Consider the following 18,645-nt stretch of genomic DNA (forward strand, 5'->3'; position numbering starts at 1 on the left):
CTCCCGGTCAGGAGTGGAGGGCGTCGTACTCCGCCTCGGCGGCTACGTCGTCCTCCACATCGAGGCGTACGTGCGCCAGCAGCCCCTGCAGCACGCGCAGGGCGGACGCCGCGCGCTCGCCCCACAGCGAGAAGTAGGAGAACTGCCACCACCACAGGGCCTCGAGCTCGTGGCCGCTGTCGAAGTGCTGCAGGCCCTTGGCCAGCGCCTCGGCGACGCACGCGAGGTCGCCGGACAGCGACGCCGAACCGGTGTCCTCGCTGAGTACCGGGTCCACGACCTCGGTGTAGTCGTCGAACCCGTCGAACATCTTGGACAGGGCCTCGCGCAGCGGGTCGAGGTCGGTGTCGGGCCCGGCGTCGGGCTCGTAGCGTTCCTTGGGCACCACGTCCACGATCGCGGCGAGCCGCGCCCCGGCGGCCAGCAGGTCGGACGACGCCAGCACGAGCAGCGAGAGCTCCGCCCCCGGCATCCCTCCGGACGCCACCTGGGTCACCGTCGAGAGGAACGTCCGTGCCTGTGCGGACACCTGGTCTGCGACCTCGCTGAGGTCTGATCCAGGGGTTATCTCACTCATCGTGATCCCACCTACTTGTCGTTGCCGATGCTCTAGTTGTTGGCGATGACGCGGCGACCTTCGAACGCGCGACCGAGCGTCACCTCGTCCGCGTACTCCAAGTCTCCACCCACGGGGAGACCCGAGGCCAGCCGCGAGACAGTGATACCCATGTGCGCCATCAGTCGGGAAAGATAGGTCGCCGTGGCCTCTCCCTCGACGTTCGGGTCGGTCGCGAGGATGACCTCCTGCACCGTCCCGTCCGCGAGCCGGGCCAGGAGCTCGCTGATGCGCAGGTCGTCCGGCCCGACGTTCTCGATGGGATTGATGGCCCCGCCGAGCACGTGGTAGCGCCCGCGGAACTCCCGGGTGCGCTCGATCGCGACCACGTCCTTGGGCTCCTCCACGACGCAGATCACGTCGTCGCTGCGCCGTGGGTCGAGGCAGATGCGGCAGCGCTCCGACTCCGCGACGTTGCCGCAGAGCTCGCAGAACCGGACGCGGAGCTTCACCTCGGTGAGCGCGTCGACCAGCCGCTTGACCTCCTCGTTGTCGGTCGCGAGCAGGTGGAACGCGATGCGTTGCGCGCTCTTGGGCCCGACGCCGGGAAGCCGGCCGAGCTCGTCGATCAGGTCTTGGACCGCGCCTTCGTACACAAGAGGTCACCCTACGGGTCGCCACCGACATCCGGACGGCGAGGCTGGTACGTTCCCCGCGTGACAGACCCCGAGGCACGGACCGGGAAGTTCCTCGCGGCGCAGTGGCGCCGGCTGGTGATGCTCAACTACGAGGCGGACCCCGCCGTCCTGCGGCCGTTCGTGCCCCGCGGTGTCGAGCTCGACACATGGGGCGGCAAGCACTTCGTCAGCGTGGTCGGGTTCCAGTTCCTCGACACCCGTCTGCTCGGCGTCCCGGTCCCGTTCCACCGGGACTTCGACGAGATCAACCTGCGGTTCTACGTGCGCCGCCGGGCGGACGACGGCTGGCGGCGCGGCGTCGTCTTCGTCAAGGAGATCGTGCCGCGCCCGGCGCTGGCCGCCGTGGCCCGCGCCGGCTACGGCGAGAAGTACGTGGCGCGGCCGATGCGGCACCGGATCGACCTCGCCCCCGACCGCGACACCCCGGACGGTGTCGTGGAGTACTCGTGGCGCGACGCCGGAGCCTGGCACCACGTCCGGGCCACCACCCAGGGGAGCGCGGAGCCGCTCGTCGAGGGCTCCCAGGAGCAGTTCATCACCGAGCACTACTGGGGCTACGCCGCGCAGCGGGGCGGCGGCACCGTCGAGTACCGCGTCGAGCACCCGAGCTGGCACGTCTGGCAGGCCGCCGAGCCGGGCCTCGACTGCGACGTCGAGCAGGTGTACGGCCGCGCGTTCGTCGAGAGCCTCGCCACCGAACCGGTCTCGGCCTTCGTCGCCGACGGCTCGCCGGTCGTCGTCCGGCGGGGGACGAGGATCTGAGCGCGATCTCCGGCAAGCTGTCACTTCTCGCGGGAGCAACTCGTCTCGGGATCGTCTACATCAGCGACGAGAGGTGAGAGCGATGCACGCGTACCTGGCAGGCGGCACCGGCGCCATCGGACCCCGACTGATCCGCCAGCTCGTCGAGCGTGGTCATCAGGTGACCGCGACCACGACGAGTGCGGCCAAGGTCCCACTGATCGAGAGCCTCGGCGCGACCGCGATCGTCGTCGACGGCCTGGACGCGGCCGCCGTCGGCGAGGCTGTCGCGACGGTGCGCCCGGACGCGGTCGTGCACCAGATGACCGCTCTCGCCGGCGGCATCTCGACCAAGCAGTTCGACCGGTCGTTCGCGATCACCAACCGGCTGCGCACGGAGGGCATCGACCACCTGGTTGCCGCTGCCCAGGCCACCGGGGTGCCGCACGTCGTGGCGGGCAGCTACGCCGGCTGGACCAACGAGCGCACCGGCGGCTGGGTGAAGGACGAGGACGACCCGCTGGACCCCACGCCGCCCCCTGCGCAGCGCGAGAGCCTTGCGGCGATCCGGCACCTCGAGGCCGCCGTGCGCGCGGCCGACGGCACCGTGCTGCGGTACGGCAGCTTCTACGGTGACCCCGGCGACGCGATGGCCGAGATCTTGCACAAGCGCCAGTTCCCGCTGGCCGGCGGCGGCACCGGCTACATGTCGTGGGTACACCTCGACGACGCGGCGAAGGCGACAGTGCTCGCCCTCGAGAACAACGTGCGCGGCGTGTTCAACGTCGTGGACGACGAGCCCGCTCCCGCGTCGGAGTGGCTGCCCTACCTGGCCGGGTGCGTCGGTGCGAAGCCGCCGCTCCGGCTGCCGCTGTGGCTGGTCCGGATGGTGGCCGGCGACGTAGCGGTCTCGATGCTGACCCGCACGCGTGGCTCGTCCAACGAGCGCGCCAAGCGCGCGCTCGGCTGGGAGCCCGGGTGGCCGTCGTGGCGCCAGGGGTTCCGGCACGTCGCGGAGGTGAGTGCGTGAACGTCGACGAGTTCGAGGACCTGCGACCGCTGCTGTTCTCGATCGCCTACCGGATCCTCGGCAGCGTCGGCGAGGCGGAGGACGCCGTCCAGGAGACCTGGATCCGCTACCAGGCGAGCGCGACGGTGCCGGTGTCGCTGAAGTCGTTCCTGTGCGCGATCGTGACCCGGGTCTCGATCGACGTGCTGCGCTCGGCACGCGTGCGGCGCGAGACCTACGTGGGCCACTGGCTCCCCGAACCGCTGCTGACCGACGACGCCTCGGCCGCGTACGCCGATCCCGAGCACGCGGCGGAGCTCGCCGACTCGCTGTCCATGGCGGCGCTCCTCGTGCTGGAGCGGCTCAGCCCGGAGCAGCGGGCGGTGTTCGTGCTGCACGACGTGTTCGGGTTCCCGTTCGGCGAGATCGCCGGCATCGTCGGGAAGTCCGAGGCGACCTGCCGACAGCTCGCCACCCGTGCCCGACGGCACATGGACGAGGAACGGCCCCGGTTCGACGTCGACCGCAAGGAGCGTGAGGAGCTGGCCGGGCGGTTCTTCGGCGCGCTCGTCGAGGGCGACGTCGACGGGCTGCGCGAGCTGCTCGCGGCCGACGTCGCGGTCTACGGCGACGGCGGCGGCAAGGCACCCCAGTGGATGCGCGTGGTCGTCGGCGTCGACAACGTCGCGCGCATGCTCGGCGGGCTCGGCCAGCGCTTCGCCGGCACCGGCCTGTCCGCGGAGCCGCACGAGGTGAACGCCCAGCCCGGTGCGGTGATCCGCGACGCCGACGGCAAGGTGGTCAACGTGCTGGCGCTCGACGTCGTCGACGGGCGGATCCAGGTGATCCGGTCGGTGATCAACCCCGACAAGCTCCGCCACGTCGGCCCGGTCGCCGACGCCTGGGAGCTCATGCGACGGCCCCGGTCCTGAGCGTCCAGGTGGACGAGACACCCCCGGGGAACGAGACAGGGCCGGGGAATCGGATCGTTTCGCGCACAATGCACCTGTGCCTGAACTCGATCTCCTCACCATCGTCCTCCTCCTGCTCGCCGGCCTCGCCGCCGGGTGGGTCGACGCCGTAGTGGGCGGAGGCGGGCTGATCCAGCTGCCCGCCCTCCTGCTCGTCCCGGGCATCAGCCCCGTGCAGGCCCTGGCGACGAACAAGCTCGGCAGCATCATGGGCACGTCCACCAGCGCCATCACCTACTACAGGCGGGTCCAGCCGGACCTGCGTACCGCCGGCCCGATGGCGCTCGCGGCGCTGGCCGGAGCGTTCGGCGGCGCGATCGGCGCCTCGTACATCCCGGAGCAGCTCTTCAAGCCGATGATCCTCGTCGTGCTCGTCGGTGTGCTGGCGTGGACCCTGCTCAAGCCGAACGTCGGCCAGCACGACAACCTGCGGTGGGTCGGCAACGGGCACAAGCGGATCGCCGCAGTGATCGGCCTGCTGATCGGCGCGTACGACGGGCTGCTCGGCCCCGGGACGGGCACGTTCCTGGTCATCAGCCTCGTGAGCGCCCTCGGGTACTCGTTCCTCCCGGCGTCGGCCATCGCGAAGATCGTGAACTTCGCGACCAACGCGGGCGCCCTGATCTTCTTCGTGCCGAGCGGGGCCGTCATCTGGAGCCTCGGCCTCGGGCTGGGAGTGGCCAACCTGATCGGGGCCTACATCGGCGCGCGGATGGCCGTGGCGAAGGGCTCGAAGTTCGTCCGCGTGGTGTTCGTCGTCGTGGTCGGCGCCCTGATCGCCCGCCTGGCCTGGGACGTCTTCGCCGGATAGGGCCGTCTGTCCCGCACGGTGAACATCACATCCGCCCGGGATGCCCGCCGTCGTACCATCGATTCGCAAACCCAACCACCCGGCGGGCCGTTGAAAGAGACGGAGGCCGGCAACGGAAGGCAGGCGCATGGCTCTTGTCGTGCAGAAGTACGGCGGATCCTCGGTCGGAGACGCGCGCAGCGTGAAGCGCGTCGCGAAGCGGATCGCCGAGGCGAAGCGAGCGGGCAACGACGTGGTGGTCGTGGTGAGCGCCATGGGCGACACCACCGACGAGCTCCTCGACCTCGCACAGCAGATCACCCCGCTCCCGCCCAAGCGAGAGCTCGACATCCTCCTCACGGCCGGCGAGCGCATCTCGATGTCACTCCTGGCCATGGCGATCACCAACCTGGGCGTGAAGGCCAAGTCCTACACGGGCCAGCAGGCCGGCGTCATCACCGACGCGGTGCACGGCCGGGCACGGATCGTCGACGTCGTGCCCCACCGCATCCGCGAGACGCTCGACAGGGGGCAGGTTGCCATCGTGGCCGGCTTCCAGGGCGTCACCGAGTCCACGAACGACGTCACCACGCTCGGCCGCGGCGGCTCCGACACCACCGCGGTGGCGCTCGCGGCCGGTCTGAACGCCGACGTCTGCGAGATCTACACCGACGTCGACGGCATATTCACCGCCGACCCGCGCATCGTGCCCGCCGCCCGCAAGATCGACCAGGTCAGTTACGAGGAGATGCTGGAGCTCGCGGCCTGCGGCGCGAAGGTGCTCGCGCTGCGCAGCGTCGAGTACGCGCGCCGGTACAACGTGCCGGTGCACGTCCGCAGCTCGTTCAGCGCCCACGACGGCACGCTCGTGGTCGCGGCAGAGAAGAAGTCGAAGGAGAACCCCATGGAAGCCCCGATCATCTCCGGCGTGGCGCACGACCGTTCCGAGTCCAAGATCACCGTCATCGGCGTGCCTGACGTGCCGGGCATGGCCGCCCGCATCTTCGAGGTGGTGGCCGGAGCGGGCGCGAACATTGACATGATCGTGCAGAACGTGTCCGCCGCCGCGACGGGCCTCACGGACATCTCGTTCACGCTGCCCGACGGCGACGGCCCGGCCACCATGGCGGCCCTCACCGCTGTGCAGGGCGAGGTGGGCTTCGACTCCCTGCAGTTCGACGACCAGATCGGCAAGCTCTCGCTCGTGGGCGCCGGCATGAAGTCGCACCCCGGTGTCTCGGCGCGGCTGTTCGGCGCGCTGCGTGACGCCGGCATCAACATCGAGATGATCTCCACCTCGGAGATCCGCATCTCGGTGGTCACTCGCGAGGACTCGCTGGACGACGCCGTGCGCGCCGTCCACACCGCGTTCGAGCTCGACGGCGTCGACGGCGAAGCGGTCGTCTACGCGGGAACGGGGCGCTGACATGGCACAGATCAACGACCACGGTGTGCACGTCGCAGTCGTCGGGGCCACCGGCCAGGTCGGTGCCGTGATGCGCCGCCTGCTGGAGGAGCGGGAGTTCCCCGTCGCCTCGATCCGGTTCTTCGCGTCCGCGCGTTCCGCGGGCAGCACCCTGCCGTTCGCCGGGTTCGACGTCCCGGTGGAGGACCTCGCCGCGACCGCGACGGACGACCTCGCCGACATCGACATCGCCCTCTTCTCCGCGGGCGGCGGCACGTCGCGCGAGCACGCGCCGCGGTTCGCGGAGGCGGGCGCCCTCGTCGTCGACAACTCGTCGGCCTGGCGGCTCGACCCCGAGGTGCCGCTCGTCGTCTCCGAGGTGAACCCGGAGGCGATCAGCGAGGCGGCCAAGGGCATAGTGGCCAACCCGAACTGCACCACCATGGCCGCGATGCCGGTGCTCTCGCCCCTGGCGCAGGCGGCCGGGCTGGAGCGGCTCCGCGTGGCGACCTACCAGGCGGTGTCCGGTTCCGGGCTCAGCGGGGTGGAGGAGCTGGCGGGGCAGGTGCGGTCCGCCGTCGGGCAGGATCTCGAGGGCCTGGTGCACGACGGCGGGTCCGTCGACCTGCCCGCGCCCAAGCAGTACGTGGCGCCCATCGCGTTCAACGTGCTCCCGCTGGCGGGCAACCTCGTCGACGACGGTTCGGGCGAGACCGACGAGGAGCAGAAGCTCCGCAACGAGTCCCGCAAGATCCTGGGCCTGCCCGACCTGGCCGTCGCGGGCACCTGCGTACGCGTCCCGGTGTTCACGGGGCACTCGCTGTCGATCCACGCGGAGTTCGCGCGTGCCATCACCCCGGACGAGGCCCGCAAGCTGCTGGCCGAAGCCCCCGGCGTCCAGCTGGCCGACGTCCCGACGCCGCTCGCGGCGGCCGGCATCGACCCGTCCCTGGTGGGTCGCATCCGGCAGGACCAGTCCGTCCCGGACGGCCGTGGCCTGGTCCTGTTCGTCAGCAACGACAACCTCCGCAAGGGCGCAGCCCTGAACACGATCCAGATCGCCGAGCTCATAGCTGCCGACCTGGCCGAGCTGCAGACCCTGGACGCCGCTGACGACGCCTGACCGACGACCGACCGCCACGAGGGGCGGGGGAGCGTGCGCACATCGCGCAGGCTTCCCCGCCCCTCGTTCTTCGTCCGCACAGGGCCTTGCGCGCCGACGTGGCGTATGGTTCATTAGTCAAGTAACGAACCAACGAAGGGGGTGAGCCGGTGTTCGACGGTCCCGAGCCGATCTATCTCCAGATCGCGCAGATGATCCGCGCGCAGGTGCTCGCCGGTGAGCTGAAGGAGGAGGAGCAGGTCATGTCCACCACACAGTTCGCGACGACGTTCCGCATCAACCCGGCGACCGCGCAGAAGGCGTTCGCGGGGCTGGTCGACGAAGGCGTGCTCTACAAGCGCCGGGGTCTGGGGATGTTCGTCGCGCCGGGCGCCAGGGAGCGCCTGCTCGATGACTACCGCAAGAGCTACTTCGAGGAGGTCCTGGCGCCGGCTCTGCAGCAGGCGGACATCCTCGGGATCTCCACCGACGAGGTGGTCGCCTACGTCCTCGGCGCGAACGGCCGGCGCAAGCCAACCACGGAGGAGTCATGACCACGGCACCGTTCGGCGCCCGCCTGGACGACGTCGTCGTCCACTTCGGCACGAGCTACCGGATGCAGCAGAACGGCATCCCGATCAAGGACGACGCGGGCACAGCGCTCGACGGCGCCACGCTGACCATCCGGCCGGGGGCCATCACCGGCGTGCTCGGCCGCAACGGTGCAGGCAAGACGACGATGCTCTCGCTGCTGGCGGCGTTCACCCGCCCGACGAGCGGCACCGTCGTCGTCGGGCCGGAGGGCGCTCAGGAGGACCCGTGGGAGAACCCCTGGATCACCTCGGGCACGCAGCTCGTCCGCGAGAGCGGTGACCTGATGGCCGAGGAGAAGGTCGCCACCTCCCTCAAGTACTACGCCGACATGCGGCCCGAGTGGAGCGCCGAGACGGCTGGGCGCCTGCTGGACCTGTTCGAGGTCGACGTCCGCAAGAACCCGTCCGCGCTGTCGCGCGGCAAGCGGTCGGCGGTCGGCGCCACCCTCGGTCTGGCCGCACGCGCACCGCTGACGATCTTCGACGAGGTGTACCTCGGCATGGACGCGCCCACGCGGTACGCGTTCTACGACGAGCTCCTCGCCGACTACGCGGAGCACCCGCGCACGATCCTCCTCTCCAGCCACCTGGTGGAGGAGGTCGAGCGGCTGTTCGAGGACGTCGTGGTCATCGACCGCGGGCGCGTGCTGCTGGCCGAGTCCGCCGACGAGATGCGGGCGCGTGGGTTCAGCCTCACCGGCACCAAGGACGCCGTCGAGCGGATCGCGGGCGGACGCCGGGTGCTGCACCGCCAGCAGCTCGGCACGACCGTCCAGGTCACGCTGGAGGGAGCCCTCGAGGCCGACGAGCTGACGGCGGCCCGCGGTGCGGGCGTCGAGGTGGGCGCCGTGCCCGTCCAGGACCTCTTCGTCCGGCTGACCGGTCAGGGGAGCGTGCAGTCATGAGCGCCGGGACGACCCACCCCGTCACCGCCGGCCTGAGCCGGGAGGAACTGGTCCGCGCGGCCGACCGGCGCGGCGCCCGTCAGGCCGCCGCGGTCAGCGTGCGGGTCGTCAGCGTCATCGGCGGGTGGTACTGGGTGATCTTCACGGTCGTCGCCGTGTCGGTCGTCGTGGGCAGCGTGCAGTTCGGCTCGGGCCTGGACCAGGGTGTCGTCGACGCCCAGATCGGCGGCTCGTCGCGCTGGTTCATGATGGTGCTCGGCACCGTCGTCCCCGCCGCATATCTCAGGCTGCACGTAGCGGCGGGCGGCACCCGCCGGTCGCTCGTGACCGGCACCGTCCGCGGCGCCGTCGTCGGTGGCGCACTGATCGGCCTGGTCACCGCGGTGTACACGGTCGGCGAGCGTGCGCTGTTCGGGGCGCTGGACCTGACCTGGTCGCGCGAGTACGGGCTGCCGGTGGACGGCTACGCGGGCATCGCACTGACGCTCCTCACCGAGGCGCTGGTCGCCGCCACGTACTACCTGGTGGGTGCCGCGATCTCCGCCGGCTACTACCGCCTCGGCATGGTGCGGGGCACGGTCTACGTCCTCGCGGCGCTCGTCCCGGCGGCACTCGTCGACCTGGCGTCGCATACCGGTGTCGCGGCCCTCATCGCAGGCCTCGACAACTTGCCGGACGGCGGAACCGGTGTGCTGCTGGGCCTGGTGGGCGGCGCGGCCGCGATCGCGCTCGCAGCCTGGCTGTTCAGCGTCCCCCTGCGCTCCGTCCCGCTCCGGCCGACGCCATGAGGGGAGCGACCGTGACGACACCGACCGCTGAGGAGACGACGATGAGCCGCACCGACCTCGTCCGGGCCGGTCACCTGCGAGGCGTAGTCGGCGTGAGCCGACGGCTCCGGCACTCCGGCCTGGTCATCGGGATCTGGTTCTGGGCCATCTACGCGCTGTACGCCGTCGGGATCACCGTCGGCAACGCCGTGGCCGGCAACGACCTGGAGATCAGCGCGCTCGACGCCACGCTCGGCGCGTCGCGCTGGTCGATGATCTGGCTCGGCATCGCCGCCTCGGTGGGTGTCCTGGCCCTCCACGTGTCGGCCGGGGGGAGCCGCCGGTCCCTGTTCGAGGGCGTGCTCCGCGGCTCCCTCGCCGTCGGCGCAGGCTACGGCGTCGTGACCACGATCGCCCTGCTGGGCGAACGCGCGCTGAGCATCTCGCTCGGCATGACCTGGCGGCGGCTGGGCGCCCTCCCGTTCGACTCGCCCCTGACCGTGCTCGGCACCGTCGTCGCCGAAGCCCTCGTGATCACCACGTACCTCCTGTTCGGGGCGTGCGTCGGGGCGGGGTTCGCGCGCTACCGGGCCTGGGGCACGCTCCTGGTCGTCCCGTTCGCGCTACCCGCCGTACTCGTCGACCTCGCGACCCGGACGGGTGTGGTGGGGTCCATCGCCAACGTCGAGCTCCGGCCCGACATCGAACACGCGGAGGTACCTCCGTCCGAGGGCCTGCTGACCATGCTGCTCGGTCTGGGCGGGGCAGCGCTCGCCGTCGTCCTGGCCGCCCTCCTGCTCTACGCCTTGCTCCGCACGATTCCCGTACGGCCCAGCTGATCCGACCCTCGAAGGAGCTCACATGACGTCCCCAGTCGTCGTGGCAAGTCACCTCCGCAAGACCTATCCACCCGCCAAGCGCGGCGGCGCCCCCAAGACCGCCGTCGTCGACGTGTCGTTCGAGGTCGCCCGAGGCGAGATCTTCGGGATCCTCGGCCCCAACGGGGCCGGGAAGACCACCACCGTCGAGTGCGTCGCCGGGATCCGGCACGCAGACGGCGGCACGGTCCGCGTCCTGGGCCAGGACCCCCAGGCCGATCCCGGGCTGATCCGCGAGCACGTCGGCGTGCAGCTCCAGGAGGCCGCGCTGCACGACAAGATCACCGTCGCCGAGGCGCTCGAGGTCTTCGGCTCGTTCTACTCCCAGCGCGCGGACTCGGCAGAGCTCCTCGACCTCCTCGACCTGACCGCGCACCGCCACCAGCAGTTCGGCAAGCTGTCCGGCGGCCAGAAGCAGCGGCTGTCCATCGCGCTCGCGCTGGTCGGCAAACCGCAGGTGGCCATACTCGACGAGCTCACCACGGGTCTCGACCCGGCGGCCCGCCGCGCCACCTGGGAGCTCGTGGAGCGCGTCCGCGACTCCGGGGTCACCGTCCTGCTGGTCACCCACTTCATGGACGAGGCCGAACGGCTCTGCGACAGGCTCGTCGTGATCGACGGCGGCCGCGTGGTCGCCGAGGGGACGCCGTCGGCCCTGATCGAAGGGCTCGAGGGCGACAGGGGAGTCCGGCTCCGCTTCGCCGACGACGGCGCCCGTGCTCGCGCCACCCAGCTCCTCACCACCCTCGCCGAGCGGGACGACGACGTCACCGCCGCCGTACCCGTCGGGGACGAGATCGAGGTGACCGGCACCCGCAAGGTCCTGTTCGCTGTCGTGCAGGCGCTCGCCGCAGCCGACGTCGTCCCCGACGACGTCCGCACGCTCGAACGCACCCTCGAGGACGTGTTCGTGCAGGTCACCGGCCGGGAGTACCGGGCGAACGAGAACGAGGAGGTGGCGGCATGACCGCCGTCGGACAGGCCGCACCCGCACCCGCGCGCCGGCACGGCGGGGGCACGCGCGGCTTCGGAAAGCTGCTCGCCACCGAGCTCAAGGTGTGGCTGCGGGACCCGACCACCGTGTTCTTCGCGCTGGTCTTCCCGACCATGCTGCTGCTCGGCCTCGGGCTTGCCATCCCCTCCTTCCAGGAGCCGATGATCGACGCCCCACCGCCCTGGAACGAGGCGCCCGGTATCACCAGCTACCTGCCGACCGTCGTGGCGCTGGCCGTCGGGACCATCGCACTGACCACCATGCCGGTGCAGTTCGCCACCCTCCGGGAGAAGGGCATCCTGAAGCGGCTGTCGACCACGCCGATGCCGCCGCAGAACCTGATCGGCGCCCACATGGTGATCAACATGGTTGCGCTGATCGTGTCGGCCGGCGTCGCGGTGGTCAGCGCCATGGTGGTGCTGGGCGTCCCGTTCGCGGCCGACCCGCTGGTCGTGCTGCTCGTCCTCGTGCTCTCGACGACCGCCATGTTCTCGCTCGGGCTCCTGGTGGCCGCACGTGCCGAGAAGGGAACGACGGCGTCCGGCCTGGGGATGCTCATCTACTTTCCGTCCCTGATGTTCTCCGGGGTGTGGGTGCCGCTGCCGATCATGCCCGAGTGGATGCAGAACATCGGCCTCTACCTGCCGCTCGGTGCTTCTGCCCAGGGGCTGACGATCGGCTGGTTCGGCAACGAGGGCTTCCCGCTGGCGCAGGTGCTCGTCCTGGTCGCCTGGACGCTCGTGCTCTTCCCGCTCGGCGTGAAGCTGTTCCGCTGGAGCTGACCACCTGACGGACCCGGCCCGGAATTCACCCGGGCCGGGTCTAGGGTGACCCGGCCGATGTCGAGGCTGACACCCGGGAGGGAACACGTGGGAACGTTGCGGAAGATCGCGGACCTGGTCGGGCGCTGGTTCGCCGTACTGGTGCTGCTGGCCGGAGTCGCCGGGCTGCTCGCCCCGACCCAGCTGGCGCCCCTCGCGGGACACGTCCCGCTCTTCCTCGGGATCGTCATGTTCGGCATGGGGCTGACCCTGCGGGGCGGGGACTTCGCCCTCGTGGCCAAGCGCCCGTGGGCGGTGCTGATCGGCGTCGTGGCCCAGTTCGTCATCATGCCCTCGCTCGCATGGGCGGTGGGCGGGCTCTACGGCCTCACCGGCATGGCGATGCTCGGCATGATCCTGGTCGGGGCCGCCCCTGGCGGCACCGCGTCCAACGTGATCGTGTACCTCGGCAAGGGCGACACCGCTCTGTCGGTGACGATGACCGCCATCTCCACGCTGCTCGCCCCGTTCCTCACGCCCCTGCTCATCCTGCGGCTCGCCGACGAGGCCCTGGACATCAGGTTCATGGACCTGTTCGGCTCGATCCTCCAGGTGGTGCTCGCCCCGGTCCTCGCGGGGCTGGTGATTCGCGCCGTCGCCGGACGCTTCGTCGAGAAGCTGCTGCCCTACCTGCCCATCGTCTCCGTGGGCGGCATAGTCCTCGTCGTGCTCGGCGTGGTCGCGGCCAACGCCCAGACGGTGCTCGCCACCGGGCTGCTCCTGGCGCTCGCGGTCATCACGCACAACCTCCTCGGGCTGCTGCTCGGGTACGGAGCGGCGAAGCTGGCGCGCCTGGACCGGCCGGCGCGCCGCGCGGTCAGCATCGAGGTCGGCATGCAGAACTCGGGCCTGGCAGCGAGCCTCGCGGCCACCCACTTCTCGCCCGCCGCGGCGCTGCCGGCCGCGCTCTTCTCGGTGTGGCACAACCTCTCGGGAGCGGCCCTGGCGACGTGGTGGGCGCGCCGTCCCGAGACGCGCTGATCTCACCTACTCTCTTGTCATGAAGCCGTTTCTGCTGCTGGCGACCCGCGGAGAAGACGTGGCCGCCGACGGTGAGTACGACGCGTTCTGCCGTTACGGCGGCCTCGCGCCGGAGCAGCTGCACCGGGTGCGCCTGGAGCGCGACCCGCTGCCGCCCGTGGACCTCGACGACTACTCCGGCGTGCTCGTCGGCGGCGGCCCCTTCAACTCCTCGGACCCCGCGGAGAAGAAGGGGCCGGTGCAGCGCCGCGTCGAGGCTGAGCTCGCGGCGCTCCTCGACGAGCTGGTTGCCCGCGACTTCCCCTTCCTCGGCGCCTGCTACGGCGTCGGCACGCTCGGTGCGCACCAGGGCGCCGTGATCGACGGGACGTACTCGGAGCCGGTGGGTCCGGTGGTCGTGGAGCTGACGCCGGACGCGGCGTCGGACCCGCTGCTGGCGGGCATGCCGCAGAACTTCTCCGCGTACGTCGGCCACAAGGAGGCGGTGCGCAAGCTGCCCGACCACGCGGTGCTGCTCGCGTCGTCGGCGGGCTGCCCGGTGCAGATGTTCCGGATCAAGCAGAACCTCTACGCGACGCAGTTCCACCCCGAGCTGGACGGTACGGGCATGGCCCAGCGGATCGCCGTCTACCGCGACTACGGCTACTTCCCGAGGGACGAGGCGGAGCTCGTCCGCGCGCGGGCGGTCGCCGTGACCATCACCGAGCCGATGCGCATCCTGCGGGCGTTCGTGGAGCGTTACTCCCGCTAGCGGCGTGGCCGGGCGCAACTGTGACCGACCGCATCCTGGAACCAGGTGGACAGCCTGTAGAGGTGCGGCTACCGTTTTCGTTGTGGACATCCGTTGGTATTGGCGCTTTACGTCGGCTCCTGGTGGGGCTCGGCGGGCGCACGCCTGACCAACTTTCCACCCGGAGCCAGGGCCTGGGACGCCGATCGCGTCCAGGCCCTTCGTCTTTGCCAGACGGACCGCTCCGGACCAGGAGTCGGTGGCGGGCCGTCCGGTTCCTTCGAACCAGACCCGCCTACCAGGAGCCCCGATCCCGATGAGCATCACGCCTGCGGAACCCAGCACCGAGCTATCCGACCTCGGTACCCGCACCTCCGACCTGCGCATCCGCGCTCTCGACCCGCTCCCCGCGCCGAACAGCCTGCTGGAGTCGATGCCGCTCGGCACCGCCCGCAGCGACCTCGTCACGACGTCCCGCCGCGAGGTGCGTGACGTCCTGACCGGCGACGACGACCGCCTGCTGACGATCGTCGGCCCGTGCTCCGTGCACGACCCGGTCGCCGCGCTCGACTACGCGGCCCGGCTCGCCACGCTCCGGCGCGAGCTGTCCGACGACCTGGTCGTCGTCATGCGGGTGTACTTCGAGAAGCCGCGCACCACGGTCGGGTGGAAGGGCCTCATCAACGACCCGCACCTGGACGGTTCGCACGACGTGCGGCACGGCCTGAGCCTCGCCCGCGAGGTACTGCTCGGCGTGCTCGACGCCGGTGTCCCGGCCGGGGCCGAGTTCCTCGAGCCGACCAGCCCTCAGTACATCGCCGACGCAGTGACCTGGGGCGCCATCGGTGCCCGCAACGTCGAGTCGCAGGTGCACCGGCAGCTCGCCTCGGGCCTCTCGATGCCTGTCGGGTTCAAGAACGCGACGGACGGCGACGTGCAGATCGCCGTGGACGGCTGCATCACCGCCGCGAGCGAGCACACCTTCTTCGGGGCCGACGGCCAGGGCCGTGCCGCCGCCGTCGAGACCACTGGCAACCCGGACTGCCACGTGATCCTGCGTGGCGGGCGCTCCGGCCCCAACTACTCGACCGAGGACGTCGCCGCCGCGCTGCGCGTGGCCCGCACCTCCGGGCTGGGTGGTCCCGTCGAGAACGGCGTGATCGTGGACGCCAGCCACGGCAACTCGGGCAAGGACCACGTGCGCCAGGCCGGCGTCGTGCACGAGATCGCCAACCGCATCGCCGACGGCGAGCGGGGCATCACCGGCCTCATGATGGAGAGCTTCATCGAAGCCGGCGCGCAGAAGCCCGCCCCGCTGTCCGAGCTCGTCTACGGCCAGTCGGTCACGGACAAGTGCATGGACTGGGACACCACGGAGGACCTCCTCCGGGAGCTGGCGAAGGCCGTCCGCGAGCGTCGCGGCTGAGCCTGGCGTTCTTCCGCTGGTCGAGTTTGTCGAGCCCGTCTCGGCAAGCTCGACCAGCGAGGAGCTCGGCAGTTCCGTGGACCCGGTCTCGCGCAGCACCTAACCTCAGCCTGTGAACAGCGACGACACGGTGGACCCGGCTGAATCCGTGCAGACGCCGGCAACGGGCCGACGTCGTGGGCGTTGGATTCCCCTCACGCTGGTGGTGGCCCTGCTCGTCGGCGTAGCCGCCTGGCAGGGTGTTGCTCGGATCGGGCGGATCGACACCGGCTCGGCGGCGATGTCCGGCGGCCTCGATCTTCCTGACTGCATTCCACAGGACGACTACTGGACGTCGTTCGGTACGGACGAGGACGTTGTCGTCGCGCACACGCTGCGCAACCCGTCCCCGTGGCCCGTGGCGGTCGTCAGTACGGACCCCGAGGTGTACCGGTTCCAGCCACTCAGCGAGGACCCCGCGATGGACCACACATTCGCGGCCAGCGACGAAGGTAGCCTCCCTGAGGGAACCCAGAGCTCCGTCGTTGTTCCCCCGGGCCGTTCGGTAGCGCTGTGGATCCACAATCCGCAGGGGGAGATCACCCGTGGTTCGACTGTCCGCTACAGCTTCGACGGCGTCCCCCTGAAGGTCCGCTCACTCGGTGTCGAGCGCGAGCTCGTCGTGCCGTATCAGGGAACGCTTTACGTGGGCGGAGGGTCCAGGGACAGCGCTGAGCTCGGCAAGGCTTTGGCAGAGGCGTGCTCGGCCTGATCCTCATGATCAGCCGGCTGCCGGCGCGAACCGGCCGACCAGCAGGTCCAGCCGGTGGTCGTGCGCCTCGGCGGGCAGGCGGCCGCTGCGTTCGAGCATGGCCAGGCCGTGCAGGCCTGCCCAGAAGGTCTCGGTGAGGATGCCGGGGTCGTCGTCCCCGGCCAGCGCCCGGACTGCCTGAAGCAGCTCGTCGAAGCCGTCGCGGAGATAGGCCGGCCCGTCAGGGCTCGCGAACGTCAGATCGACGGCATGCGTGAACATCGCGTCGTAGAGCGCGGGCCGCTTCTGGGCGAAGTCGGTGTAGGCCGCCGCCACCGCGGCGAGAGCCTCGCGCGTTCCTCGGGCCGCGGTCCGGGCGGCGCGTAGCTCGACCGCCAGCTCCTCGAAGCCCTGGACGGCGACCGCCGTCATGATGGCGCCCTTGCCCTTGAAGTGGCTGTACAGAACGGGCTGGCTGTACTCGATCTCGGCGGCGAGCCGTCGGGTGGTGACCGCCTCCCACCCCTCGGCCTCGGCCAGCTCCCGGGCAGCGGTGACGATCAGCTGTTCCCGCTGCGCTCGCTCGCGCTCACGGCGCGTCTCAATCGTCATGAGCAGATCCTAGCGCTGCTAGGCAATCTGCTCCCGCTCTGCTAGCGTGGCTATATCAGTTGTCAGCGCTAGCAGGGAGTTGTCATGGCCGTTGTCGCGTACAGCCTGGCCGTCGTCCTGAACCTGTTCATCCTGTTCATCGGGGTGCGGTTCCTGCTCCAGCCCTTCCCCGCCGCCGCCGGCTATGGCGTCCCCGGTACGCAGGACCGGGCCTACCTCGAGATCAAGGGGCTGCGAGACGCCACCTTCGGCATCGTGGGCCTCGTCCTGCTTGCCTTTGCGGGTGCGCACGCCGGGGCCTGGTTCATGCTCGCCGTGGCGATAGCGCCGCTCGGTGACACCGTGATCGTGCTCCGCCACGGCGGGAGCAAGGCCGTCGCGTTCGGGATCCACTTCGCCACAGCCGTCGTCGTGCTCGTGAGCGCTGGGCTGTTGTTCGCGGTCTGAGGCGGCAGAGGTCAGCCGGCCGTCAAGGGGTCCTCGGGCGGGCCGGCCTGGGTCCACGGGCTCTGGCGCACCTCGGCGCCGTCGAGGACGTCGAGGCCCGACGCCCGCGTGCCGTCCATGGTGGCGTCGAGCCGGACCGGATCGGCGCCGGGGACGGCGATGACCTCGACCGTCGTGGTCGTGTCCGGGTCGTTGACCGTGGACATCGCGCGCCACAGGAAGGCGGACGCGACGTACTCACCGTCGGGGACCACCACGCGGGCGGGTTCGACGTCGCCCGGGGCGATGGTGACGTTCTCCTGCGCCTGACCGGCCTCATTGCGGAAGGTCAGGTCCGGGATGTTCTCGATCGCGCACGGCGCGCCCGACATGTTGCGGGCGCGCACGTTCGCCGCCCGCGTGCCGAGCGAGGAGTCGACGACGCCGAAGGTGACCTCGAGGTCGTCGCCGGTGCAGTCGGGGGCGGCAGGGTCGACGGGCCACGGCGCGGCGCCTCCGGGCAGCGGGAGAGTGTCGGAGTCCTGGGCGGACGGTTCGAAACCAGAGACCCAGCCGGTCGTCTCGGCCTGTTCGGCGTCGATGACCGTGTAGGCCACGTGGTACCCGCTCGCTCGCGCGTACTCCTGCCGGTCGAGCCACCGGCGGAGCTCTGTGAGGTCGTGCGCGGGCGACGTCGTGTCGGCCCGTACGGTCAGCCGCCGTTCCTGGGCGAGGTACGTCGCGCTGCTGACTTCCGGACGCTCGGCCGCGGCGACCAGCAGCGCCACGGCGCCGACGTCGGGCACCTGGCTCGCCGACCGGAAGTCGGCGCCGGACGCGGAGAGATCGGCGGAGCGGTCGAGCTCGACGGCGGTCCGGGCCAGGCCCGGCAGGGCGTCGACGGACTGGGCGCGCACCTGGGCCGTCGCTGCGGTCGGGTCGTCCTCCCAGGTGCCTGGGCCGTCGCCGAGGCTGATCGTCACCATGAGGGCACCCGCCTCTCGCAGGTGGTACGCGTCCGTCGCGGCGTCACGCAGCACCTTCGTCGCGGGGCCGGCACCCGTGGTGACGTGCAGCGACGGGCCTTCGCCGTACCCGCCCTGCGTGGGGCCTGGCTCCTCGGTCTCCGTGTAGTACTCGACGGACAGCGAGACCTGGTCACGGCTCTCCAGCAGGTCGGCATCAGACACCAGGAGCGACTGCGCCTCCTCGGTGACCGCCCCGGCATCGCTCGGCCCGAGCGTCTCGTCCAGCCTGACCCGCACGTCGACCGTGCTCGGCCTGGCCTGCTCCCGCTGCCCGAAGTTGCCCCTGGCAGTCTCGATCGGGCGGCTCCTGGTGACCTCGACGGCGACGACGCCGTCCAGGTCGCGCACCGAGTCGGCCGCAGCCCGGATCTCGGCGGGGGGCTGCCCCGCGCCCGGGGTGCAGCCGGCGAGCACGACAGCGGAGACGGTGGCGAGCACGAGGGCCCGGTGGAGTGGCGACACCCGGGGATCCTCCCATCGGG

At 71.0% G+C, this 18,645-nt stretch carries 21 protein-coding genes; 17 read left to right on the plus strand and 4 right to left on the minus strand.

The window, feature by feature from the left end; translation table 11 throughout:
• Positions 1–7: 7 nt before the first annotated feature.
• Positions 8–577 (minus strand): DUF5063 domain-containing protein, encoded by a 570-nt coding sequence (locus tag ACFO6V_RS23145; protein WP_116677111.1) that lies wholly within the window; start codon positions 575–577, stop codon positions 8–10.
• Positions 578–609: 32 nt separating this feature from the next.
• The gene (gene recR, locus ACFO6V_RS23150; RefSeq protein WP_377140028.1) at positions 610–1,212 is read right to left on the minus strand and encodes a recombination mediator RecR; all 603 of its coding nucleotides are present in this window, start codon (positions 1,210–1,212) and stop codon (positions 610–612) included.
• A gap of 60 nt (positions 1,213–1,272) precedes the next feature.
• On the opposite strand from recR, the gene ACFO6V_RS23155 reads away from it, so the two are divergent.
• From ACFO6V_RS23155 to ACFO6V_RS23230, 16 genes are all read left to right on the plus strand, one after another.
• A complete protein-coding gene (locus ACFO6V_RS23155; protein ID WP_377140031.1) occupies positions 1,273–2,016 on the plus strand; it encodes a YqjF family protein in 744 nt (247 codons plus the stop codon).
• A gap of 82 nt (positions 2,017–2,098) precedes the next feature.
• Positions 2,099–3,025 (plus strand): NAD-dependent epimerase/dehydratase family protein, encoded by a 927-nt coding sequence (locus ACFO6V_RS23160; protein ID WP_377140034.1) that lies wholly within the window; start codon positions 2,099–2,101, stop codon positions 3,023–3,025.
• The gene (locus tag ACFO6V_RS23165) at positions 3,022–3,936 is read left to right on the plus strand and encodes an RNA polymerase sigma-70 factor (RefSeq protein ID WP_377140037.1); all 915 of its coding nucleotides are present in this window, start codon (positions 3,022–3,024) and stop codon (positions 3,934–3,936) included. The genes ACFO6V_RS23160 and ACFO6V_RS23165 overlap by 4 nt, the downstream gene beginning before the upstream one ends.
• A 76-nt stretch (positions 3,937–4,012) precedes the next feature.
• Positions 4,013–4,786, plus strand: a complete 774-nt coding sequence (locus ACFO6V_RS23170) for a TSUP family transporter (RefSeq protein ID WP_116677108.1) — start codon at positions 4,013–4,015, stop codon at positions 4,784–4,786.
• Positions 4,787–4,913: 127 nt separating this feature from the next.
• A complete protein-coding gene (locus ACFO6V_RS23175; protein WP_377140041.1) occupies positions 4,914–6,191 on the plus strand; it encodes an aspartate kinase in 1,278 nt (425 codons plus the stop codon).
• 1 nt (position 6,192) lies between these two features.
• On the plus strand, positions 6,193–7,293 hold the full coding sequence (locus ACFO6V_RS23180; protein WP_377140044.1) for an aspartate-semialdehyde dehydrogenase: 1,101 nt from the start codon (positions 6,193–6,195) through the stop codon (positions 7,291–7,293).
• A gap of 149 nt (positions 7,294–7,442) precedes the next feature.
• A complete protein-coding gene (locus tag ACFO6V_RS23185; protein WP_377140047.1) occupies positions 7,443–7,826 on the plus strand; it encodes a GntR family transcriptional regulator in 384 nt (127 codons plus the stop codon).
• Positions 7,823–8,770: an ATP-binding cassette domain-containing protein gene (locus tag ACFO6V_RS23190; RefSeq protein WP_377140050.1), complete on the plus strand. Its 948-nt coding sequence runs from the start codon at positions 7,823–7,825 to the stop codon at positions 8,768–8,770. Before ACFO6V_RS23185 ends, ACFO6V_RS23190 begins: the two co-directional genes overlap by 4 nt.
• Positions 8,767–9,558 (plus strand): hypothetical protein, encoded by a 792-nt coding sequence (locus tag ACFO6V_RS23195; protein ID WP_377140052.1) that lies wholly within the window; start codon positions 8,767–8,769, stop codon positions 9,556–9,558. The genes ACFO6V_RS23190 and ACFO6V_RS23195 overlap by 4 nt, the downstream gene beginning before the upstream one ends.
• Positions 9,559–9,599: 41 nt before the next feature.
• Positions 9,600–10,376, plus strand: coding sequence for a hypothetical protein (locus ACFO6V_RS23200; RefSeq protein ID WP_377140054.1), 777 nt, complete (start codon positions 9,600–9,602; stop codon positions 10,374–10,376).
• 22 nt (positions 10,377–10,398) lie between these two features.
• Entirely contained in the window at positions 10,399–11,382 is a 984-nt protein-coding gene (locus ACFO6V_RS23205; RefSeq protein WP_377140056.1) for an ABC transporter ATP-binding protein, read from the plus strand.
• Complete coding sequence (locus ACFO6V_RS23210) at positions 11,379–12,191, plus strand: ABC transporter permease (protein ID WP_377140058.1); 813 nt, start codon at positions 11,379–11,381, stop codon at positions 12,189–12,191. The genes ACFO6V_RS23205 and ACFO6V_RS23210 overlap by 4 nt, the downstream gene beginning before the upstream one ends.
• Positions 12,192–12,278: 87 nt before the next feature.
• Positions 12,279–13,211, plus strand: coding sequence for a bile acid:sodium symporter family protein (locus ACFO6V_RS23215; protein ID WP_377140061.1), 933 nt, complete (start codon positions 12,279–12,281; stop codon positions 13,209–13,211).
• A gap of 19 nt (positions 13,212–13,230) precedes the next feature.
• A complete protein-coding gene (locus ACFO6V_RS23220; RefSeq protein ID WP_377140064.1) occupies positions 13,231–13,962 on the plus strand; it encodes a glutamine amidotransferase in 732 nt (243 codons plus the stop codon).
• 295 nt (positions 13,963–14,257) lie between these two features.
• Positions 14,258–15,367, plus strand: coding sequence for a 3-deoxy-7-phosphoheptulonate synthase (locus ACFO6V_RS23225; RefSeq protein WP_377140067.1), 1,110 nt, complete (start codon positions 14,258–14,260; stop codon positions 15,365–15,367).
• Between the two features lie 112 nt (positions 15,368–15,479).
• On the plus strand, positions 15,480–16,118 hold the full coding sequence (locus tag ACFO6V_RS23230; RefSeq protein ID WP_377140070.1) for a hypothetical protein: 639 nt from the start codon (positions 15,480–15,482) through the stop codon (positions 16,116–16,118).
• Positions 16,119–16,127: 9 nt separating this feature from the next.
• On the opposite strand, the gene ACFO6V_RS23235 is transcribed toward ACFO6V_RS23230, so the two are convergent.
• Positions 16,128–16,709 (minus strand): TetR/AcrR family transcriptional regulator, encoded by a 582-nt coding sequence (locus ACFO6V_RS23235; RefSeq protein WP_377140073.1) that lies wholly within the window; start codon positions 16,707–16,709, stop codon positions 16,128–16,130.
• A gap of 84 nt (positions 16,710–16,793) precedes the next feature.
• Here ACFO6V_RS23235 and ACFO6V_RS23240 point away from each other — a divergent pair, with 84 nt between their 5' ends.
• Entirely contained in the window at positions 16,794–17,156 is a 363-nt protein-coding gene (locus tag ACFO6V_RS23240) for a DUF4267 domain-containing protein (protein WP_377140076.1), read from the plus strand.
• Between the two features lie 11 nt (positions 17,157–17,167).
• On the opposite strand, the gene ACFO6V_RS23245 is transcribed toward ACFO6V_RS23240, so the two are convergent.
• Entirely contained in the window at positions 17,168–18,625 is a 1,458-nt protein-coding gene (locus ACFO6V_RS23245) for a DUF4232 domain-containing protein (RefSeq protein ID WP_377140079.1), read from the minus strand.
• Positions 18,626–18,645: the final 20 nt, after the last annotated feature.

It is taken from the genome of Promicromonospora alba, assembly GCF_042654905.1.
In the GTDB taxonomy this organism is placed as follows: Bacteria; Actinomycetota; Actinomycetes; order Actinomycetales; family Cellulomonadaceae; genus Promicromonospora; species Promicromonospora alba.

What these genes read in the sequence shown, in the direction of transcription:
- ACFO6V_RS23235 (WP_377140073.1), bottom strand. Translation starts at nt 16,709, where the DNA reads ATGACGATTGAGACGCGCCGTGAGCGCGAGCGAGCGCAGCGGGAACAG.
- ACFO6V_RS23145 (WP_116677111.1), bottom strand. Translation starts at nt 577, where the DNA reads ATGAGTGAGATAACCCCTGGATCAGACCTCAGCGAGGTCGCAGACCAG.
- ACFO6V_RS23190 (WP_377140050.1), top strand. Translation starts at nt 7,823, where the DNA reads ATGACCACGGCACCGTTCGGCGCCCGCCTGGACGACGTCGTCGTCCAC.
- ACFO6V_RS23160 (WP_377140034.1), top strand. Translation starts at nt 2,099, where the DNA reads ATGCACGCGTACCTGGCAGGCGGCACCGGCGCCATCGGACCCCGACTG.
- ACFO6V_RS23175 (WP_377140041.1), top strand. Translation starts at nt 4,914, where the DNA reads ATGGCTCTTGTCGTGCAGAAGTACGGCGGATCCTCGGTCGGAGACGCG.
- ACFO6V_RS23220 (WP_377140064.1), top strand. Translation starts at nt 13,231, where the DNA reads ATGAAGCCGTTTCTGCTGCTGGCGACCCGCGGAGAAGACGTGGCCGCC.
- ACFO6V_RS23210 (WP_377140058.1), top strand. Translation starts at nt 11,379, where the DNA reads ATGACCGCCGTCGGACAGGCCGCACCCGCACCCGCGCGCCGGCACGGC.
- ACFO6V_RS23205 (WP_377140056.1), top strand. Translation starts at nt 10,399, where the DNA reads ATGACGTCCCCAGTCGTCGTGGCAAGTCACCTCCGCAAGACCTATCCA.
- ACFO6V_RS23240 (WP_377140076.1), top strand. Translation starts at nt 16,794, where the DNA reads ATGGCCGTTGTCGCGTACAGCCTGGCCGTCGTCCTGAACCTGTTCATC.
- ACFO6V_RS23200 (WP_377140054.1), top strand. Translation starts at nt 9,600, where the DNA reads ATGAGCCGCACCGACCTCGTCCGGGCCGGTCACCTGCGAGGCGTAGTC.
- ACFO6V_RS23180 (WP_377140044.1), top strand. Translation starts at nt 6,193, where the DNA reads ATGGCACAGATCAACGACCACGGTGTGCACGTCGCAGTCGTCGGGGCC.
- ACFO6V_RS23225 (WP_377140067.1), top strand. Translation starts at nt 14,258, where the DNA reads ATGAGCATCACGCCTGCGGAACCCAGCACCGAGCTATCCGACCTCGGT.
- ACFO6V_RS23195 (WP_377140052.1), top strand. Translation starts at nt 8,767, where the DNA reads ATGAGCGCCGGGACGACCCACCCCGTCACCGCCGGCCTGAGCCGGGAG.